The organism is Kitasatospora sp. NPDC043950 (genome assembly GCF_056435345.1).
On the sequence record NZ_JBWKER010000018.1, the window covers coordinates 57,001 to 75,237 of the forward strand.

The window sequence follows — 18,237 nt, forward strand, 5'->3', positions numbered from 1 at the left end:
ATCCCGCCAGGCATACCCCCGCCCCGTACACCGAACGCCCCCGACGGCCCTGCCGCCGGGGGCGTTCGGCCGACAGGGCCTAGCCGAGGCGGCCGACCAGGTCGTAGCCGGCCTCGTCCACGGCGGCGGCGACGGCCTCGTCGGCGAGCGGCAGGGTGCTGTCGACGGTGACCTTGCCGGTGGCGAGGTCCACGGCGACGTCGGTGATGCCGTCGATCTTCCGCAGTTCGGCGGTCACCGAGGTGACGCAGTGGCCGCAGGTCATGCCCTTCACCTGGAAGACGGCCCGCCCGGCGGTCCCGGTGGCGGGGGCCTCGGTGGCGCCGGTGCCGCAGGAGCCGCAGCAGGAGGCGGTGGTCTCGGCGGCGGGGGACTCGACGGCGACGGTGGTCTCGGACATGGGGGTGCTCCTGTCATCAGTGCCCGGCGCCGGCCGCGGGTGCGGCCGGCCGCTTCGCCTGGAGAACGTACCATACCCCCCAGGGGTAATTGAGGGCGCCGCCCGCGACGGCTGCGAACGGACTCGACCGATCGTCAACTGATCCTTGTGGCACTCTCGTTGCGCCCTTCCGGCAGGGTGGAAGCGGCCGCCCGCATCCCGGCGGCCGGCGCCGGCAGGCGGCCGATCCCATCACCCGAGGTGACACCCCATGGACCACACCACCCGACCCGGAGCGCGCGGGCCGCGCGGACTGCGCGAGATCCTGGCGGCCGGCGAGCGGACGTACTCCTTCGAGTTCTTCCCGGCCAAGGACGACGCCGGTGAGCGCTCCCTGTGGGCCGCGATCCGGCGGGTGGAGGCGGTCGCGCCGACCTTCGTCTCCGTCACCTACGGCGCCGGCGGCTCCTCGCGCGACCGCACCATCGAGACCACCGAGCGGATCGCCGCCCAGACCACGCTGCGGCCGGTGGCCCACCTGACCGCCGTCGGCCACTCCACCGCCGAGCTCCAGGCCGTCCTGCGCCGCTACGCGGACGTCGGGATCCGCGACGTCCTCGCCCTGCGCGGCGACCCGCCCGGCAACCCGAACGGCGTCTGGCAGCCGCACCCCCGGGGCCTGCGGCACGCCGCCGAACTGGTCGAACTGGTCAAGGGCTGCGGCGCGTTCACGGTCGGGGTGGCGGCCTTCCCGGAGCGCCACCCGCGCTCGGCGGACTGGGCGGACGACATCCGGCACTTCGTCGCCAAGTGCCGGGCGGGCGCCGACTACGCCGTCACCCAGATGTTCTTCGACGTCGAGCACTACCTGCGGCTGCGCGACCGGCTCGCCGAGGCCGGCTGCGACACCCCGGTCATCCCGGAGATCATGCCGGCCACCGACGTCCGCCAGATCGCCCGCTTCGCCGAACTCAGCGGCGCCTCCTTCCCGGCGGGCCTGGCCGCACGGCTGGAGGCGGCCCGCGGCGACCGGCCGGCCGCGCACCGCATCGGCGTCGACCACGCCACCCGGATGGCCGAGCGCCTGCTCCGCGAGGGTGCGCCCGGCCTGCACTTCATCACGCTGAACCGCTCCACCGCGGCCCTGGAGATCCACCGCAACCTCGGGCTGGACCGGCCGGCGCGGCCGGCCCCGCTGGCGGCGGCCTGACGGGGGAGTGCCGCCCCCGGCGAGGTGCGAGGGGTGATACCCGGTACGGGTATATGGTGCTCGGCGCTGGCGAACCCGGGGCACCAGGGAAGGCGGACCCACCATGCACGCGATCCTGCACGCGCTGTCCATCGCCGGATCGATGACCTGGGAGATCACCTGGGCGCTGATCCTCGGCTTCCTGCTCTCCGCCGTCGTCCAGGCCGTCGTCCGCAAGTCCACCGTCGTCCGGCTGCTCGGCGACGACCGCCCCCGCACCCTCGGCGTCGCCGCGCTCCTCGGCGCGGCCTCCTCCTCCTGCTCGTACGCGGCCGTGGCCCTCGCCCGCTCGCTGTTCCGCAAGGGCGCGGACTTCACCGCCGCGATGGCCTTCGAGATCGCCTCGACCAATCTGGTCGTCGAACTCGGCGTCATCCTGGCCCTGTTGCTCGGCTGGCAGTTCACGGCGGCCGAGTTCGTCGGCGGGCCGGTGATGATCCTCGTCCTCGCCCTGCTCTTCCGGCTGCTGCTGCGTGACCGGCTGCTGCGCGAGGCCCGCGCCCAGGCGGAACGCGGCCTGGCCGGCTCGATGGAGGGCCACGCGGCGATGGACATGTCCGTCGCCGGGGAGGGCTCCTTCGCCCGGCGGCTGCTGTCCCGGCGGGGCGTCACGGCCGTGTCGCATGTGTTCGTGATGGAGTGGGCGGCCATCCTCAAGGACCTCGTCCTCGGGCTGCTCATCGCCGGTGCCATCGCCGCCTGGGTGCCGGACTCCTTCTGGCAGGCCTTCTTCTTCGCCGACCACCCGCTCGCCGGCCGGCTGTGGGGTCCGCTGGTCGGTCCGGTGGTGGCGATGGCGTCCTTCGTCTGCTCGATCGGCAACGTGCCGCTCGCGGTGGTGCTGTGGAAGGGCGGGATCAGCTTCGGCGGGGTCGTCGCGTTCATCTTCGCGGACCTGCTGATCCTGCCGATCCTCAACATCTACCGGAAGTACTACGGGCGCCGGACGGCCCTGTTCCTGCTCGGCACCTTCTACGCGGCCATGGTGGTGGCCGGCTACACCGTCGAGTTCCTCTTCGGCGCGCTCGGCCTGGTCCCCGACCGGCGCGAGGCCGAGATCCCGATGGCGGGCATCGAGTGGAACTACACCACCTGGCTGAACATCGCCTTCCTGCTCCTCGCCGCCGCCCTGCTCGCCCGCTTCCTGCGCACCGGTGGCCGCGCCATGCTCCGGATGATGGGCGGCGAGCCCGCGGCCGGGGACGGGCACCGGCACGACCAGCGCTGACGCCCGGCAGCGGGTACCTCCCGGGGGTTTCGGGCCGGGCGGATCGCCTGACCGGAAAATACCAGCCGGGGGTATCGGTCCATGGTTGCCTCGGGTACCCCTAGGGGGTATAAAGGAACCCGACGCCGACCGATACCCACCTAGGGTATAGAGGCCGGACCGGAGACGCTCAGCGCGTTCCCGGAACGACGACTGTCACGAGGAGCAACGATGACCACCCAGGCACCCGCCTCCACGGAGGTGGAACTCTCGATCGGCGGCATGACCTGCGCCTCGTGCGCGGCCCGGATCGAGAAGAAGCTGAACCGCATGGACGGCGTCTCGGCGAGCGTCAACTACGCCACCGAGAAGGCGAAGGTCGCCTTCCCCGCGGGCGTCGACGTCGCCGACCTGATCGCCACCGTCGAGGCCACCGGCTACAGCGCCGCGCTGCCGAAGCCGCCGGCCGCCGAAGGCCCGGCCGGGCAGGCCGAGCCGGCCGACGAACTCGCCCCGCTGCGCCAGCGGCTGGTCACGGCGGTGGCGCTCGCGGTGCCGGTGATCGCGATGGCGATGGTGCCGGCCCTGCAGTTCGACAACTGGCAGTGGCTGTCGCTGGTGCTGGCCGCTCCGGTGGTCACCTACGCCGCCTGGCCGTTCCACCGCGCCGCCTGGACCAACCTCAAGCACGGCGCCGCGACCATGGACACCCTGGTCTCGCTCGGCACCGGCGCCGCGTTCCTCTGGTCCCTGTGGGCGCTGTTCCTCGGCGACGCCGGAATGCCGGGCATGCGGCACGGCTTCGAGCTGACCATCGCCCGCAGCGACGGCCCGTCGAACATCTACCTGGAGGCGGCGGCCGGCGTCACCGCCTTCATCCTGGCCGGCCGCTACTTCGAGGCCCGCTCCAAGCGCACCGCGGGCGCCGCGCTCCGGGCGCTGCTGGAACTGGGGGCCAAGGACGTCACCGTGCTGCGCGGCGGGGCCGAGGTCCGGATCCCGGTCGGCGGTCTGGCCGTGGGCGACCGGTTCGTGGTGCGGCCCGGCGAGAAGATCGCCACCGACGGCGTGGTGGCCGAGGGGGCCTCGGCGGTGGACGCCTCGATGCTCACCGGCGAGTCCGTACCGGTCGAGGTCTCCGTCGGCGACCAGGTCACCGGCGCCACCGTCAACGCCGGCGGCCGGCTGGTCGTCGAGACCACCCGGATCGGCGCGGACACCCAGCTGTCCCGGATGGCCCGGCTGGTCGAGGACGCCCAGAACGGCAAGGCCGCCGCCCAGCGCCTCGCCGACCGGATCTCCGCCGTCTTCGTCCCGATCGTGATCGTCCTGGCGGTGGCCACCCTCGGCTACTGGCTGGGCACCGGCGAGGGCTGGACCGCCGCCTTCACGGCAGCGGTCGCGGTGCTGATCATCGCCTGCCCGTGCGCCCTGGGCCTGGCCACCCCGACCGCGCTGCTGGTCGGCACCGGCCGCGGCGCCCAGCTGGGCGTCCTGATCAAGGGCCCGGAGGTGCTGGAGTCCACCCGCAAGGTCGACACCATCGTCCTGGACAAGACCGGCACCGTCACCACCGGCCGGATGACCCTGCTCGCCGTGCACACCGCCGAGGGCGTCGGCGAGGCCGAGGCGCTGCGCCTGGCCGGCGCCCTGGAGCACGCCTCCGAGCACCCGATCGCCCGGGCGATCGCCACCGCCGCCGCCGAGGCCGGTGAGCTGCCCGCGGTCGAGGGCTTCGAGAACGTACCGGGCCTGGGCGTCCAGGGCGTGGTCGACGGCCACGCGGTGGTCGCTGGCCGGGAGGCGCTGCTGAACGACTGGTCGCAGTACCTGCCGGAGGGCCTGGCCGCGGCCAAGCGCGCCGCCGAGGCGGCCGGGCGGACCGCGATCGCGGTGGGCTGGGACGGCGAGGCCCGGGCCGTCCTGGAGGTCGCGGACGCGGTCAAGCCGACCAGCGCCGAGGCGATCGCCCGGCTGCGCGGCCTGGGCCTGACCCCCTTGCTGCTGACCGGCGACAACCGGGCGGTCGCCGAGGCCGTCGCCGCCGAGGTCGGCATCGCCCCGGAGCACGTCATCGCCGAGGTCATGCCGCAGGACAAGGTGGAGACCGTCAAGCGGCTCCAGGCCGAGGGCAGGGTCGTGGCGATGGTCGGCGACGGCGTCAACGACGCGGCCGCCCTCGCCCAGGCCGACCTGGGCCTGGCCATGGGCACCGGCACCGACGCCGCGATCGAGGCCGGCGACCTCACCCTGGTCCGCGGCGACCTGCTGGCGGCAGCCGACGCCATCCGGCTCTCCCGCAAGACCCTGGCCACCATCAAGAGCAACCTGTTCTGGGCCTTCGGCTACAACGTCGCCGCCCTGCCGCTGGCCGCGGCCGGGATGCTCAACCCGATGATCGCGGGGGCCGCGATGGCCTTCTCCTCGGTCTTCGTGGTCGGCAACAGCCTGCGGCTGCGCCGCTTCCGCTGAGCCCGTTCGAACGCTGACCGTTCGAACGCTGACCGTTCGAACGCCGAACCGCCCACCCTGCTGGACCCGCCCGAGCCGCCGGCGCCCCGGAACCGCACCAGGTTCCGGGGCCCCGGCGCATCCCGGGCCCCGGCCTGTCGCCGGACACTCCGCTCAGCCCCGCGAAGCCCCGCTCAGCCCTGCTCGGGCAGCGCCACCGCCTGCCACCGGTACGCCGCGTCCTCCTGCCAGCACTGCAACTCGCCCTCCACCACCGCGGCCAGGCACAGCCGCCAGTCCTCGCCCATCGCGAGCGCGACCCGGGTGGCCGGGCGCAGCGTCGGCCGCCACCAGCGCGGACGCCGGGAGGCGCCGCCGGCCGGCAGTCGCAGCCGGACGCCGCCCGCGCCGGCCAGCGCCACCGTCGGGCCGCCCCGGTGGCCGGCCATCGCGACGCCGAGGGAGGGCTCGCCGTCGCCGATCTCGGGGGCCGTGCCGGCCGTGCCGAGGGTGTGCAGCTGGACGGAGCCGTCCGGGCGCAGCGTCGCGGCCTGCGGGCCGGCGGAGGTGCGGGCCAGCGCCCCGGCGCGCAGGGCGCCGGGCGGCCCCAGCGGGGCGGGGCCCTGCGCCGAGCCCGGTCGCCAGCTCAGCACCCGCTCCCGGTGCTCGACCAGGACCAGCCAGGATCCGGCCCGCTCCTCCAGGGCGGCGAGCACCCGGTCGGCCGGGCAGCCGGGCAGCTCCTGGCCGGTGAGGGTGAGGCCGGGCGCCCAGCGGTAGGAGCGCAGGGCGCCGCCGGCCGCCGTCCAGACCGTCATCTCCCCGGCGGAGTTGACCGCCCCGGCGAGCCCGCTGACGCCGCGCGCGGCCTCCCACCAGCCGGCCGAGGTGCCGACCCAGAGCGTCCCGCCGCGGTCCTCGGCGCAGACCACCAGTTCGCCCTGGCCGCCGGCCCAGCCGGCCAGCAACTCCCTGACCGGGCCGGGCCCCTGGCCGGCCGGCAGGCGCTGCCCGTGGTGTCCGGGGCCGGCCAGTGCGGTGCCGTCGGCGCCGCCGGTGACCAGCAGCGGCCGGCCGGCCCGGTCGGGCAGGACGGCCAGGCCCGCGGTGCGCGCCACCGGCCGGCGGGAGCGCAGGAGTTCGCGGCCGCGGCCCACCCAGGGGCCGAGCGGGGAGGGGCGGCGGTCCGGTTCGCGGGCGAGCGGTTCGCAGGCCCAGCGCGCCAGGTCCTCGCCGTAGCCGGCGGCCAGGAGTTCGGCGCGGGCCTGTTCGGCGGCGAGCCGGTGGTCGAGCCGGCCGTGGTCGGGCAGCAGCAGGGTGCGGGCGAGGGTGCCGACCGCGAACAGGTCCTTGGCGGTGGTGGGGAAGCCGCCGACCTGCTCGGCCTCCGGCGGGACGTGCCCGGGGGTGAACACCGCGACGGTGAGGGTGTGGTCGAGCGGGGCCAGGAAGGTCAGGTCGATCAGTTTGACCTGGTTCTGGGCGTCCACCAGGACGTTGGCGGGGGAGATGTCGCGGTGCACCCAGCGTTTGCGGTGCAGTTCGTCGACGATCCGGCAGAGCCGGGCCAGCACCTCGGCCACCGCCGCCGGGCCGCCGCGCTGGGTGCGGGCCCAGGTGTGCAGCGGCACGCCCTCGACCCAGGGGGAGATCTGGTAGCCGAGCAGCCCGGCGGAGGGCGCGGCGCCGGGCCGGTGCGGGGAGGGGCCGAGCAGGAAGCTGGGCACCACCAGGTCGGTCACGTCCAGGCGGTGGGCGTTGTGCGAGACGTCGTCCCAGCGGCCGAGCCAGCGCCGCACCTCGGAGGGGTCGCGCTCCAGCATGATCTTCGCGGCGACGAGTTCCTTGAGCCCGCTGTGGCCGGTCCGCACCGCCCGCCACACCTCGGCCTCGCCGCCCCGGTGGTGGAATTCCAGGAGCTCGTACTGCTCGGGGTCGAACTCCGGCCCGAACCGGAGCCCGGGCACCCAACGCGACTCGGACACGCATCCCCCGACTGGACCCTGTTGGCCTGTTCGCCCTGACCCGGCCTCGGGCCGGTTCCCGCGCGGTGGTTCTCGCACCGCTTCCGCTGCGTCGCCCAGGATAGTGCTCAATTCTGTTCGTCTGTCCGGTGGAGGGCCTATTCTGATGGGCGCCCGAGCAACATCGAATCAGCGTCAAGTCATGATCACACACCGCGTGTTGATCATCGAGTGGCGTATTTCCAGACGCAGGGGGACGGTGCATGGTGCAGCTCGCGGTGCTGCTGATCGTGGTGGCACTGGCCGGTGCGGCAGCCGTCGTACTGGCCCGCCGCCGACGGAGCCTGGACGCCCAGGCCGTGGCCAAGGCCCTGGCCGCGGCCGCCGAACGGCTCGCCGCCGGCAAGGCCCCGCAGGCCCGTCGCCGCTACGCGCGCCTCGCCCAACGGCTCGCCGCCGGCCCCGAGGAACTGCGCCCGCAACGCGGCCTCGCCCTGCTCGGCCAGGCCGAGGCCACCGTCCCCACCGGCGACCAGCAGGCCACCCTCGCCCTGCACCGCGAGGCCTTCCCGCTGCTCGCCGACCCGGCCCGGCAACTGCCCCGGTGGAGCCTGCACCGCCTCGCCGAGGAGCGGATATCCGCCCCCGAGGGCGACCTCGGGCCGCTGCTCGCCTTCCTCCAGGCCACCGCCGACGGCGCCGAACCCGGCGAGGAGGCCGCAGCCGCCGCCCGCGCCACGGACTGGCTCCAACGGCTCTGCCACGAGGGCTCCCCCGAGCAGCGCGAGAGCGCCACCACCCGGTCGCTGGCCGCACTGCCCGGCCGGGACTGGCCGGTCCTGGCCCGGGCCGCCCTGCTGCGCGGCACCGACCGCGCCGCCGAGGCCGAGACCCTGCTCGCCGCGGCCGCCCCCGGCGGCAGCGGCGAACTCTGGTTCCGCTGGGGCGCCCAGCTGTTCACCCTGCACCAGGACGAACCCGCCGTCGCCGCCTTCGACGAGGCGCTGCGCCGGGGCCCCGGCGAGCCCTCCCCGTGGGGGCGCGGCCCGGCGCTGCGCACCGAGAGCCTGCTCTTCCGGGGCCTGGCCCGGCAGCGGCTCGGCGCCACCGACGCAGCCTGGTCCGACCTCGCGGCCGCCGCCACCGAGACCCCCGGCGACGCCCGCCCCCGCTACGCCCTCGGCAGGCTCGCCCTGCTGCTCGGCGCCGACGACCAGGCCCGGGACCAGTTCACCGCCGCCCTGACCGTCCAACCCTCTTTCGCCCCGGCCCGGTTCGGCCTCGCCCTGGTGCACGAGCGGGCCGCGCGCCCCGCCGAGGCGGCCGCCGACTACCGCACCGGCCTCGGCCTCGCCCCCGACTGGCGCCCCGCCCGGGTCCGGCTCGGCGCGGCCCTGCTCGCCGCCGGGCAGGCCGCCGAGGCCGCGCCCGTCCTCGGCGCCGAGGCGGACGTCGAACCGGACTCCCGCTGGGCCCGGATCGCCGCCTTCCACCACGGTCTCGCCCTCGCCCGCACCGACGACCCGGCCGGCGCCCTGGCCCGATGGGAGCCGCTGCACGACGAGGACCTGCGCGAACGGCAGGCCCTGGCCCGCGACCGGCTCGCCCGCACCCGGCTGGCCGACGACCCGGTGGCCGCCCGGGAGTTCTGGCAGCAGGCCGCCGCCGACCACCCGGCCGCCCCCGGCTACCGGGCCGCGCTGCGCGAGGCCGCCCTGCGCGAGGCCGCGCACCTGCTGATCACCGGCCGCGACCGGCCCGAACCCCGCGAGCGGGCCGCCGCCGCCCTCGCCCTCGCCGACACCCTGCCCGGCTCCGTCACCCACCGGCAGGCCCGGCTGCGCGCCGCCCTCGCCCTGGCCGGGGGCTCCACCGAACCGCTGGGCACCCTGCTCGACGCCACCACCGGGCCGCGCGACCGCTACCACATGGCCGCCGCCGCCCTGCTGACCGGCCGTCCGGTCCAGACCATCGCCCTGCTCGCCCCGCTCGCCCCCGACCCGGCCGGTGACCCGGCCCTCGCCCGGCTGCGGGCACTGCTCGCCGAACGGGCCGGCAACTGGGCCGCCGCACTGGACTGGTACCGCCACTTCCTGACCGCCGGCCAGGCCCCCGAACCGCCGCAGCCCGCGACGGCCGACTGCGCCGTCTGCCCAGCCGCCGTCCCCGCCACCGGCACCTGCGCCGGCTGCGGCCGGGAGGTCTGCGCCGCCCACCTGCACCGCCCCGCCGACGGCGCCTCGCCGCGTTGCGTGCGCTGCGTCGGCCCCGCACTGCGCGCCGTCCTGGACTGCGCCCGCCGGGCCGGGGTGCCCGAGCAGGCCGAACCCGTCCTCGCCGCCTGGGCGCAGGCCCTCGGCGACAGCCCCGCCGCCGCGTCCGTACGGCTGGACCTCGCCCTGCTGCGGGCCGAACTCGGCCGACTGGACGAGGCGTTGGCCGACCTGCCGGCGGACGCGGCCGCCGCGCGCGGCGCCGTCCTGATCCGCCGGGCCGGCGCCGCCCTCGACGCCGGGGAGCCCGGACGCGCGGCCGGCGACCTGCGCCAGGCCCTCACCCTCGCCCAGGGCCGGCCGCAGGCCGCCGCCGCGCTCGTCCTGCTCGCCGAGCACGAGGCCCACCAGCACGCCGTCGAGGGCCGCCACCGCGAGGCCTGGGACGGCTACCACGCCCTGCTGCTCAAGGACCCGGCCCACCCCCGGCTGCTGCACGCGCTCGGCCTGGCCGGCTACCGGCTCGCGGTCTCCCTCCAGGCAGGCCCGGAAGCCCCGGAGAGCCCGGACGGCGCCGGGCCGGACGAGCGGATCTGGACCTGGACGCTCGGCTGCCTGGTCGCCGCCCTGCACCAGCCCGACCTGTGGGCGGAGTCCGCCCGGATCACCGGCCGCCCGGCCGAACCGCAGCGGATGTCCACCGCCCGCAGCGCGCTCACCGACCGCCTCCGCGAGGACCTGCGCGCCCTGGACCGGGCCGCCGGCCGCACCGGCGACGAGGTCACCGCCTGGACCCTGCGCCTCGGCATGGAGGCGCGCAGCGCCGAAGCCTTCGCCCAGGAGGACGTCCGGATCGCCCTGCCCGGCCGCCCCGCCCGGCGCCTCGCCCTCGGCCCCGCGCTCGACCGGCTGCTCCGCCAGGAGCCCGAACTCGCGGCCTGGGCAGCCGGGTTCGACGAGGCCGTACGGGCCTGGCGGCAGCCGGAAACTCCCGACGGGCACCCGCTGACCAGGGCCCTCGGCCTGTTCGGCGACCTCGGCCCGCAGCGCTACCTGCTCCTCCAGGGCCGCCAGGCCGCCGCCGTCGGCGCCCTGGACGCGGTGCCCGAGGCCGAACGCGGAACGGGCTGGCGGGACCTGCTCGGCGAGAGCCTGGTCAGCGAGGCCCGCGAGCACCACCGCAACCAGGACTGGCGCGAGGCCCTGGACTGCCTCACCCGCGCCCGGGCCGTGCCCGGCGCCGTCCTGCCCGCCGACGCGCCCGCGATCGCCGCCGAGTCCGGCGTCCGGGCCGCCCGCGCCCTGCTCAAGAGCAGCGACGACGACCAGGCGGGCGCCACCGAACTCCTGGAGAAGGCCCTCGCGCTGGCCCCCGACCACCCCGAGGTGCGCGGCGACCTCGGCGCCACCTACGCCCAGTGGGCCCGCAAGATCAACAACGAGGACAAGGACTACCCCCGCGCCCTGGTCCTGCTGCGCAAGAGCATGGAACTCGCCCCCGGCGACCCGACCGCCGTCCACTTCCTGGAGGCCGCCCTCGGAAACCGGGCCGGCCAGCTCAGCCGCCCCGACGCCCCCGAAGCGGAACTGGAGGAGGCCGCCGACGCGTGGCGGGAGCTGATCGCGCTCAACCCCGACCCGGACCACCGGCTCGGCCTCGCCTTCGTGCTGCGCCACCTCTCCCGCATCGCCGCCTTCGCGGACCACCGCGCCCTCGCCGTCGACCGGATGGCGCAAGCCCTGCGCGCCGACCCGGAATGGGACGGCGACACCGAGGAGGAGGCCCCGCGCCGGGTCGCCGTGATGCTGGCCAACCACATGCTGGACAACCTCCAGGGCAGCCCGTTCACCACCCAGGCCGCCATGCTCCAGAAGGCCCGGTCCTACGACGACTCGGACGAGATCCGCCGCCTGATGGTCAGCGTCTGGCGCGGCGAGGCCATCGGCCACTACGAGGCCCACCGCTACCGCGACGCGATCCGGCTGCTGGAGGAGGCGCTCGCGCTCTCCCGCACCCCGGAGGACGTCGCCAAGCTGCACGTCGAACTCAGCGTCGTCTACAGCTCCTACGCCGTCAGCCGGGCCAACCTGCGCCAGTTCCGGGAGGCCCGCTCGCTGATCGGCAAGGCCGTCGAGTACAACCCGGACGACCGCGACCTGCGCGCCCTGCAACGGAGGATCGGCGCGCTGCGCTGACGGCAACCGCGGCGCCGCCGTCGTCGTCGTAGCCCATGCACCCGTTCCTGATCCGCAGTCGCAGCCAATCCCTGAGCCGCAACCGATCCATGAGTCCCCGTCAGCCGTGAGGAGAGAAGCCGCCCGCCATGCCACTGCACGAACCGTCGCCGTACGAGGTCCTGGGCGTTGCGCTCACGGCCGGCGTGCGCGAGATCAACCTCGCCGTCGGCCCGGCGATGAAGGCCGGCCGCTACAGTCGCCAGCAGATCCAGGACGCCGCCGCCCTGCTGCGCAACCCCGACCGGCGGCTGGAGCTGGACCTCCAGCGGCCCCTGCCGCCGGAGCCGGTCGACCAGGCCGCCGAACTGTTGGCGCCCGCCCTCGCCGAACCGCTGCTGGTCGTCGAACGCCCGCCGCTGCCGCCCGCCGCCGCCCTCCTGGTGCTGCACCGGGCCGAGGCGGCGGCCGACTTCGCCGAACCCGCCCCCGGCGGCGCCGACCCCGAACCGCCCGTCCCCGCCCGCTACGCGGCCGACCTGTCCGTGCTGCCGCAGATCGAGGTACCCGAATGACCGACACGCCGACCGCTCCCGCGCCCGCCGGCCACCGGCCGCTGGACGTCCCGCAGCGCGCCCTGGAGGTCGACCTCGACCAGGCGTTCAGCCAACTGCTGTACCGGGCCTCCCTCCTGCAGCGCCTGCGGGCCGAGGAGGCGCAGACCGCCCGGGCCACCCAGCGGGACCTGCTGGGCATCCTGGTCGAGGTGGACGACGCCCTCGCCGCGCTCGGCCTGGACCGGGAGCTGGTGCTGCTCGGGCGCGGCACCGGGATCGAGGCCACCCGCCGGCGGCTGCTCGGCCGCCTCGCCAAGGCCGGGGTGCGCCCGATGCGGCTGGAGGGGCTGGCGGCGGACCCGGCGCTGACCGAGATCGTCGGCACCGAGCCGCGTCCCGGAGTGGCGCCGGAGACGGTCGTCCGGACGGTGGTCACCGGGTTCTTCTGGGAGGAGGAGGTGCTGCGCCGCGCCCAGGTCGTCGTCGCCGCGGTGCCCGAGCCCGCCCCGGTGGGGGAGCCGGTCCTCGCGGAGGACGTCGAGCGGGCCCTGGAGCCCGCACCGGAGCAGGCCGAGGCCGAGGAGGCCGGGCCCACCGAGGATCCCGCACCGGCGGATCCCGAACCTGCGGACACCGAGCTGGAGGACGGCGGCACCGAACCCGCCGTCGCGCCGGTGAACCCCGCCGCCCGGGCCACGGCGGCCCCGCCCCGGGCCCGCCGGAAGGGAACGGCCGCGGGCGGCCGGCGCAAGCGGAAGAAGTAGCCAGGACCACGAGGGGCAAGAGGGGAACGACATGTACCGCACACTCGGCATCGACCTGGGCACCACCAACTCGGTGGTGGCCCACCTGCGCCGGGGCGAGCCGGAGATCATCTTCAACCGGCAGAACCAGGAGGCCACGCCCTCCGTGGTCGGCAGCGGCCGCAAGGGCGAACTGCTGGTCGGCTCCACGGCGCGCAGCCGGGTCGCCATCGACGGCGCCAACGTGATCCGCTCGGTCAAGCGCTTCATGGGCCGCAAGTTCAAGGACCCGCAGGTCCAGGCCGCCCTCAAGGAGGTCGACTACAAGGTCACGGCAGGCACCGACGGCGACGTCAACGTCTGGTTCAACGGCCGCTCCTACACCCCGATCGAGATCTCCGCGATCATCCTGCACCGCCTCAAGGAGGACGCCGAGCAGCGCTTCGGCGAGCCCTTCCACCGGGCCGTCATCACCGTCCCCGCGTACTTCGGCGAACGGCAGGTCGCCGCCACCCAGGAGGCGGGCCGGATGGCCGGCCTGCACGTGCTGCGGATCATCAACGAGCCGACCGCCGCCGCGCTCGCCTACGGGATCACCTCCGAGGCCGGCGACGAGGGCCGGACCGTCCTGGTCTACGACCTCGGCGGCGGCACCTTCGACATCTCCATCCTGCTGCTGGTCCCCGGCTCGGTCTCGGTGCTCGGCATCGAGGGCGACAACCTGCTCGGCGGCGACGACTTCGACCGGGCCATCACCACCGCACTGCTGGAGGACATCCGCGAGGAGTACGGCGCGGACTACCAGCCCGACCTGCGGGACCGCCCCAAGATCGCCTCCACGGCCGAGACCATCAAGATCGAGCTCTCCCACCAGGAGGCCTCCGAGGTGATCCTGCCCGGCCTCGGCGCCGGCCAGCTGGTGCTGGAGACGGAGTTCGAGCGGGCCCGCTTCGAGGAGCTGATCGAGGCCCAGATCGAACGCACCATCGAGCTGACCCACAAGGCCATCATGCAGGCCAACCTCACCGTCGGGGACATCGACGAGGTGGTGCTGGTCGGCGGCTCCACCGCGATCCCGCTGGTGGCCCGGCGGCTCGGCGAGGTCTTCGGGCCGCGTCGGATCCGGCGCGGCGTCAACCCGATGCAGTGCGTGGCGCTCGGCGCGGCCGTGCAGTCCGCGCTGGTCGGCGAGGTGGAGTGCCCCGAGTGCCGGGCCCCCGGCGACCTCTCCGCCTCCAACTGCGCCAACTGCGCCACCACGCTGCTCGGCGGGCCCCGGGTCTCCTGCACCGGCTGCCACCTCCCGGTCGACGCCGAGGCCGGAGCCTGCCCCAAGTGCGGCCAGGAGCTGGGCGGTTCGGCCGCCGGCGCGGCCATCCCGGCGCAGTCCCAGGCGGCCACCGCCGTACGCAGCGACAACTGCCCGCGCTGCGGCACACCCGCCGCCCCCGGCGTCACCGCCTGCGAACTGTGCGGCGAGGCACTCAACTCCGCCGCACCCGGGCAGACCAGGGTCGCCTCGACCGCCGCCGAGGACGTCGGCCTGCGCTGCGCGGCCTGCGGCGTGGTCAACCCGCCCGGCAGCGAGGCCTGCCAGGGCTGCGGCGAGCTGATGCAGGTCACCAACCCGTTCGACATCACCCCGAAGAACCTCGGCATCGAGCTCAACGACGGCCGACTGGCCGTCATCATCCCCAAGAACACCAGCTACCCGACCAGTTCGCCGGTCAGCCGCGAGTTCGTGGTCTCCGGCAGCGGCCGCCAGCGGCTGGAGATCGCGGTCTACGAGGGCGAGCACGAGATCGCCCAGCAGAACGAGCTGATCGGCCACCTGACCCTGCGGCTGCCCGCCGGGCTCGGCGGCCGCACCCCGGTGGAGGTGTCCTTCGGTCTCGACCGGGACCGCACCATCACCCTGTCGGTGCGGATCCAGGGCGGCGGCGAGAAGACCGTCAAGCTGGAGCGCGTCACCCTGGACCCCGAGCTCAAGGTCCAGGTCGAGGAGCAGCAGCGGCAGATCGAGACCTTCACCGACCGCTGGGGCGGCGAGCTCACCGAGGCCGAGATGCGCGAGGCGCAGCGCCTCATGGACAGCCTGGACGACCTGGCCGCCGGCCAGACCCGCGGCCAGTCGGTGGACGAGGCGCTGGAGCGGGCCCAGCGCCAGCTGAAGGCCCAGCGCTGGGTGCGCGGCTCGGAGGCGTACCTCAGCCTGTTCATCCACTACTGCGAGAAGCACCTCGACCCGAGCGACCTCGACCGGCTGCGGTCGGTGGCCGCCGACCTGCGGCTGCGCCGCGAGGCGGCCGACTGGGAGGGCGCCATGCGCGCCGCCCAGCGGGCCGACGAGCTGTGCGACTCGCTCGGGCACACCTTCCGGATGCTCACCATGTGCAACGTCTACGTCAACCAGAACATGGTCTCGCCGGCGCTGGCCCAGCGGATCATGGCCGAGCTGCGCGGGCTGGACGAGGCGGTGGAGTCGGCCAACATGGAGGCCGCCAACCAGCACAGCTCGGCGCTGCTGGCGCTGTACGCGCAGGCGCAGCGGGAGCTGGGCAGCGAGCCGCTCGCGGAGTCGCTCGGCCCGGTCCGCCCGGAGGAGGCCGGTCCGCGATGAACTCCAACGTGACTCCGTCCGAGGTACCTCCGTCCGAGGTGTACCGGTCCGAGCTGTCCCCGGCCGACGTGCACCCGATCGGCGGGCGGGCTGCCGACGTTCCGCCGATCGAGGTGCTCTGCCCGCAGTGCGCCGTCCCGGCGGACCCGCAGGGCCTGCGCTGTCCGTCCTGCCGGGAGGATCTCGGCGTGCTGTTCCGGCTGCGTTACGCCGCTCGGATCGACTACAACCGGGCGCTGGCGGCGCTGGCGGCCGGCGACGGGGCGTTCGCGCTCGGACTGCTGCACCGCGCGGTGGCGGCCGAACCGGGGCTCGAACCGGCCCGGGACCTGCTGGAATGGGTGAGCGCGTCCGGGTCCGCGGGGCCGGAGCCGGGGGAGCGGGAGGACGACACGCCCTCTGAGTGACCAATTCGGCCGTTCCCGGCCTGCCATCGAGTTCGATCGGTGCGAGTGTGTTCGTCACATGGATGTTCGCTGCCCTCACAAGGAGTGACGCAATGCGTATTCGTACCACCCTCGCCGCCACCGCACTCGCCGCCGTGGCCGTCCTGGCCGGTGCCGGCACCGCCGCCGCGGGCGACGCCACCGCGAACGGTGTCGCGTTCGGTTCCCCCGGTGTGCTCTCCGGCAACCAGATCCAGATCCCGATCAACCTCGAGGCCAACGTCTGCGGCAACTCGATCGGCATCATCAGCATCCTCAACCCGGCCTTCGGCAACACCTGCGTCAACGCCTGACCCGACTGCTGGGGCCGTCCGTCGCACCCGACGGACGGCCCCAGCATCGTGTCCGCACCCCCGTTCGGGGGTGGCGGCGCGGGGCACGCGGTGGAGACCATGGGGTCCGACCCGCACGCGCCCACCCAGGAGCCAGAACGTGCCGACTACGCCGACCCCGCGCAGCTACGCCTCCGGCACCTCGGACGTGCCGCTGCTCGGCGACACCATCGGGGAGAACCTCGACCGCGCGGTGCGCGCCTTCCCCGAACGGGACGCCCTGATCGACCGGGCCACCGCCCGCCGCTGGACGTACGCCGAACTCGCCGCCGACGTCGACGCGTTGGCCCTGGGCCTGCTCGACCTCGGCATCGCCAAGGGCGACCGGGTCGGCATCTGGGCGCCCAACTGCGCCGAGTGGACGCTCACCCAGTACGCCACCGCCAAGCTCGGCGAGATCCTGGTCACCATCAACCCGGCGTACCGCTCGCACGAGTTGGCGTACGTGCTGAACCAGGCCGGGATCCGCCTGCTGGTCGCGGCCGAGCGCTTCAAGGCCTCCGACTACGCCGGAATGATCGAGGAAGTGCGGCCCCGGTGCCCCGAGTTGGAGAGCAGGGTGCTGATCGGCGGCCCCGACTGGGACGCCCTGCTCGCCGCCGGGCGCCGCGCCGACCCCGGCCTTCTCGCGCAGCGGCAGCGGGAGTTGGCGCCGGACGACCCGATCAACATCCAGTACACCTCCGGGACCACCGGCTCCCCCAAGGGCGCGACCCTGTCGCACCACAACATCCTCAACAACGGCTACTTCGTCGGCGAACTGCTCAACTACACCGAGCAGGACCGGATCTGCGTCCCGGTGCCGTTCTACCACTGCTTCGGCATGGTGATGGCGAACCTCGCGGCCATCTCCCACGGCGCCTGCACGGTGATCCCCGCACCCTCCTTCGACCCGGGCGCCACCCTGGCCGCCGTCGCCGCCGAGCGCTGCACCTCGCTGTACGGGGTGCCCACCATGTTCATCGCCGAACTCGCCGACCCGGACTTCGCGCGCCACGACCTCACCAGCCTGCGCACCGGCATCATGGCGGGCTCCCCCTGCCCGGCCGAGGTGATGAAGGACGTCATCGGCCGGATGGGCATGGCCGAGGTCGCCATCTGCTACGGCATGACCGAGACCTCGCCCGTCTCCACCCAGACCCGCGCCGACGACACGGTCGACCGCCGGGTCTCCACCGTCGGCCGGGTCGGCCCGCACCTGGAGGTCAAGGTCGTCGACCCGGCCACCGGCCGGACCGTCCCGCGCGGCGAGCCCGGTGAACTCTGCACCCGCGGCTACTCCGTCATGCTCGGCTACTGGGGCGAGCCCGAGCGCACCGCCGAGGCCGTCGACGCCGCCCGCTGGATGCACACCGGCGACCTCGCCGTCATGGACCAGGACGGCTACCTCGCCATCACCGGCCGGATCAAGGACATGGTGATCCGCGGCGGCGAGAACCTGTACCCGCGCGAGATCGAGGAGTTCCTGTACACCCACCCCGACGTCCTCGACGTCCAGGTCGTCGGCGTGCCCGACGCCAGGTACGGCGAGGAGCTGATGGCGTGGATCCGCATGCGCGCGGGCGCCGAGCCGCTCACCGCCGACACCGTCCGCACCTACTGCGCCGGCCGGCTCGCCCACGTCAAGATCCCGCGGTACGTGCACGTGGTCGAGGAGTTCCCGATGACCGTCACCGGGAAGGTCCGCAAGGTCGAGATGCGCGCGGAGGCCGTGCGCCTGCTCGGCCTCTGACCCGACCCGCAACCGGTCGACGGGCCGCCGCCCCACCGCCGCCCGGTCCGAGCCCGCCCGCACACGCCGAACGGCCCCGGGGGGGGGGGGGGTGGGTTGGGGGGGGGGGGGGGGGGTTTTGGTTTTTTTTTTTCTCGTTTTGCGGGCTCTTCCGGCCCCTTTTTGTGGG

General features: G+C 74.9%; 12 protein-coding genes. 10 read left to right on the forward strand and 2 right to left on the reverse strand.

Features of this window, described 5'->3' with window-relative positions:
* Positions 1 to 79: 79 nt before the first annotated feature.
* Positions 80 to 400, reverse strand: coding sequence for a heavy-metal-associated domain-containing protein (locus AC07BF_RS14580; RefSeq protein ID WP_363585948.1), 321 nt, complete (start codon positions 398 to 400; stop codon positions 80 to 82).
* A gap of 250 nt (positions 401 to 650) precedes the next feature.
* Here AC07BF_RS14580 and metF point away from each other — a divergent pair, with 250 nt between their 5' ends.
* From metF to AC07BF_RS14595, 3 genes are all read left to right on the forward strand, one after another.
* Complete coding sequence (gene metF / locus AC07BF_RS14585) at positions 651 to 1,589, forward strand: methylenetetrahydrofolate reductase [NAD(P)H] (RefSeq protein WP_400803444.1); 939 nt, start codon at positions 651 to 653, stop codon at positions 1,587 to 1,589.
* 103 nt (positions 1,590 to 1,692) lie between these two features.
* Positions 1,693 to 2,856 carry a permease gene (locus tag AC07BF_RS14590; protein WP_478333429.1) on the forward strand — a complete coding sequence of 388 codons (1,164 nt, stop codon included), beginning with the start codon at positions 1,693 to 1,695 and terminating at the stop codon, positions 2,854 to 2,856.
* A gap of 210 nt (positions 2,857 to 3,066) precedes the next feature.
* Positions 3,067 to 5,307 (forward strand): heavy metal translocating P-type ATPase, encoded by a 2,241-nt coding sequence (locus tag AC07BF_RS14595; RefSeq protein WP_363627528.1) that lies wholly within the window; start codon positions 3,067 to 3,069, stop codon positions 5,305 to 5,307.
* A 173-nt stretch (positions 5,308 to 5,480) separates the two neighbouring features.
* Here the strand turns inward: AC07BF_RS14595 and AC07BF_RS14600 are convergent, their stop codons facing one another.
* Complete coding sequence (locus tag AC07BF_RS14600) at positions 5,481 to 7,271, reverse strand: protein kinase domain-containing protein (RefSeq protein ID WP_371516123.1); 1,791 nt, start codon at positions 7,269 to 7,271, stop codon at positions 5,481 to 5,483.
* A gap of 242 nt (positions 7,272 to 7,513) precedes the next feature.
* On the opposite strand from AC07BF_RS14600, the gene AC07BF_RS14605 reads away from it, so the two are divergent.
* The 7 genes from AC07BF_RS14605 to AC07BF_RS14635 all read left to right on the forward strand — a co-directional run bounded on the left by AC07BF_RS14605 (position 7,514) and on the right by AC07BF_RS14635 (position 18,068).
* Positions 7,514 to 11,659: a hypothetical protein gene (locus tag AC07BF_RS14605; RefSeq protein ID WP_478333430.1), complete on the forward strand. Its 4,146-nt coding sequence runs from the start codon at positions 7,514 to 7,516 to the stop codon at positions 11,657 to 11,659.
* 128 nt (positions 11,660 to 11,787) lie between these two features.
* Positions 11,788 to 12,213, forward strand: coding sequence for a hypothetical protein (locus AC07BF_RS14610; protein WP_350883251.1), 426 nt, complete (start codon positions 11,788 to 11,790; stop codon positions 12,211 to 12,213).
* Positions 12,210 to 12,959 carry a nucleotide exchange factor GrpE gene (locus AC07BF_RS14615; protein WP_478333431.1) on the forward strand — a complete coding sequence of 250 codons (750 nt, stop codon included), beginning with the start codon at positions 12,210 to 12,212 and terminating at the stop codon, positions 12,957 to 12,959. Before AC07BF_RS14610 ends, AC07BF_RS14615 begins: the two co-directional genes overlap by 4 nt.
* A gap of 31 nt (positions 12,960 to 12,990) precedes the next feature.
* Entirely contained in the window at positions 12,991 to 15,558 is a 2,568-nt protein-coding gene (locus AC07BF_RS14620) for an Hsp70 family protein (RefSeq protein ID WP_400843258.1), read from the forward strand.
* Positions 15,555 to 15,965 (forward strand): hypothetical protein, encoded by a 411-nt coding sequence (locus AC07BF_RS14625; protein WP_363585956.1) that lies wholly within the window; start codon positions 15,555 to 15,557, stop codon positions 15,963 to 15,965. The genes AC07BF_RS14620 and AC07BF_RS14625 overlap by 4 nt, the downstream gene beginning before the upstream one ends.
* A gap of 92 nt (positions 15,966 to 16,057) precedes the next feature.
* Positions 16,058 to 16,297, forward strand: coding sequence for a chaplin (locus tag AC07BF_RS14630; protein ID WP_363585957.1), 240 nt, complete (start codon positions 16,058 to 16,060; stop codon positions 16,295 to 16,297).
* A 139-nt stretch (positions 16,298 to 16,436) separates the two neighbouring features.
* Positions 16,437 to 18,068, forward strand: a complete 1,632-nt coding sequence (locus AC07BF_RS14635; protein WP_478333432.1) for an AMP-binding protein — start codon at positions 16,437 to 16,439, stop codon at positions 18,066 to 18,068.
* The last annotated feature ends 169 nt before the right edge of the window (positions 18,069 to 18,237 follow it).

Coding starts and splice junctions, on each gene's coding strand:
- AC07BF_RS14605 (WP_478333430.1), top strand. CDS start 7,514: ATGGTGCAGCTCGCGGTGCTGCTGATCGTGGTGGCACTGGCCGGTGCG.
- AC07BF_RS14580 (WP_363585948.1), bottom strand. CDS start 400: ATGTCCGAGACCACCGTCGCCGTCGAGTCCCCCGCCGCCGAGACCACC.
- AC07BF_RS14610 (WP_350883251.1), top strand. CDS start 11,788: ATGCCACTGCACGAACCGTCGCCGTACGAGGTCCTGGGCGTTGCGCTC.
- AC07BF_RS14625 (WP_363585956.1), top strand. CDS start 15,555: ATGAACTCCAACGTGACTCCGTCCGAGGTACCTCCGTCCGAGGTGTAC.
- AC07BF_RS14630 (WP_363585957.1), top strand. CDS start 16,058: ATGCGTATTCGTACCACCCTCGCCGCCACCGCACTCGCCGCCGTGGCC.
- AC07BF_RS14615 (WP_478333431.1), top strand. CDS start 12,210: ATGACCGACACGCCGACCGCTCCCGCGCCCGCCGGCCACCGGCCGCTG.
- AC07BF_RS14595 (WP_363627528.1), top strand. CDS start 3,067: ATGACCACCCAGGCACCCGCCTCCACGGAGGTGGAACTCTCGATCGGC.
- AC07BF_RS14590 (WP_478333429.1), top strand. CDS start 1,693: ATGCACGCGATCCTGCACGCGCTGTCCATCGCCGGATCGATGACCTGG.
- AC07BF_RS14620 (WP_400843258.1), top strand. CDS start 12,991: ATGTACCGCACACTCGGCATCGACCTGGGCACCACCAACTCGGTGGTG.
- metF (WP_400803444.1), top strand. CDS start 651: ATGGACCACACCACCCGACCCGGAGCGCGCGGGCCGCGCGGACTGCGC.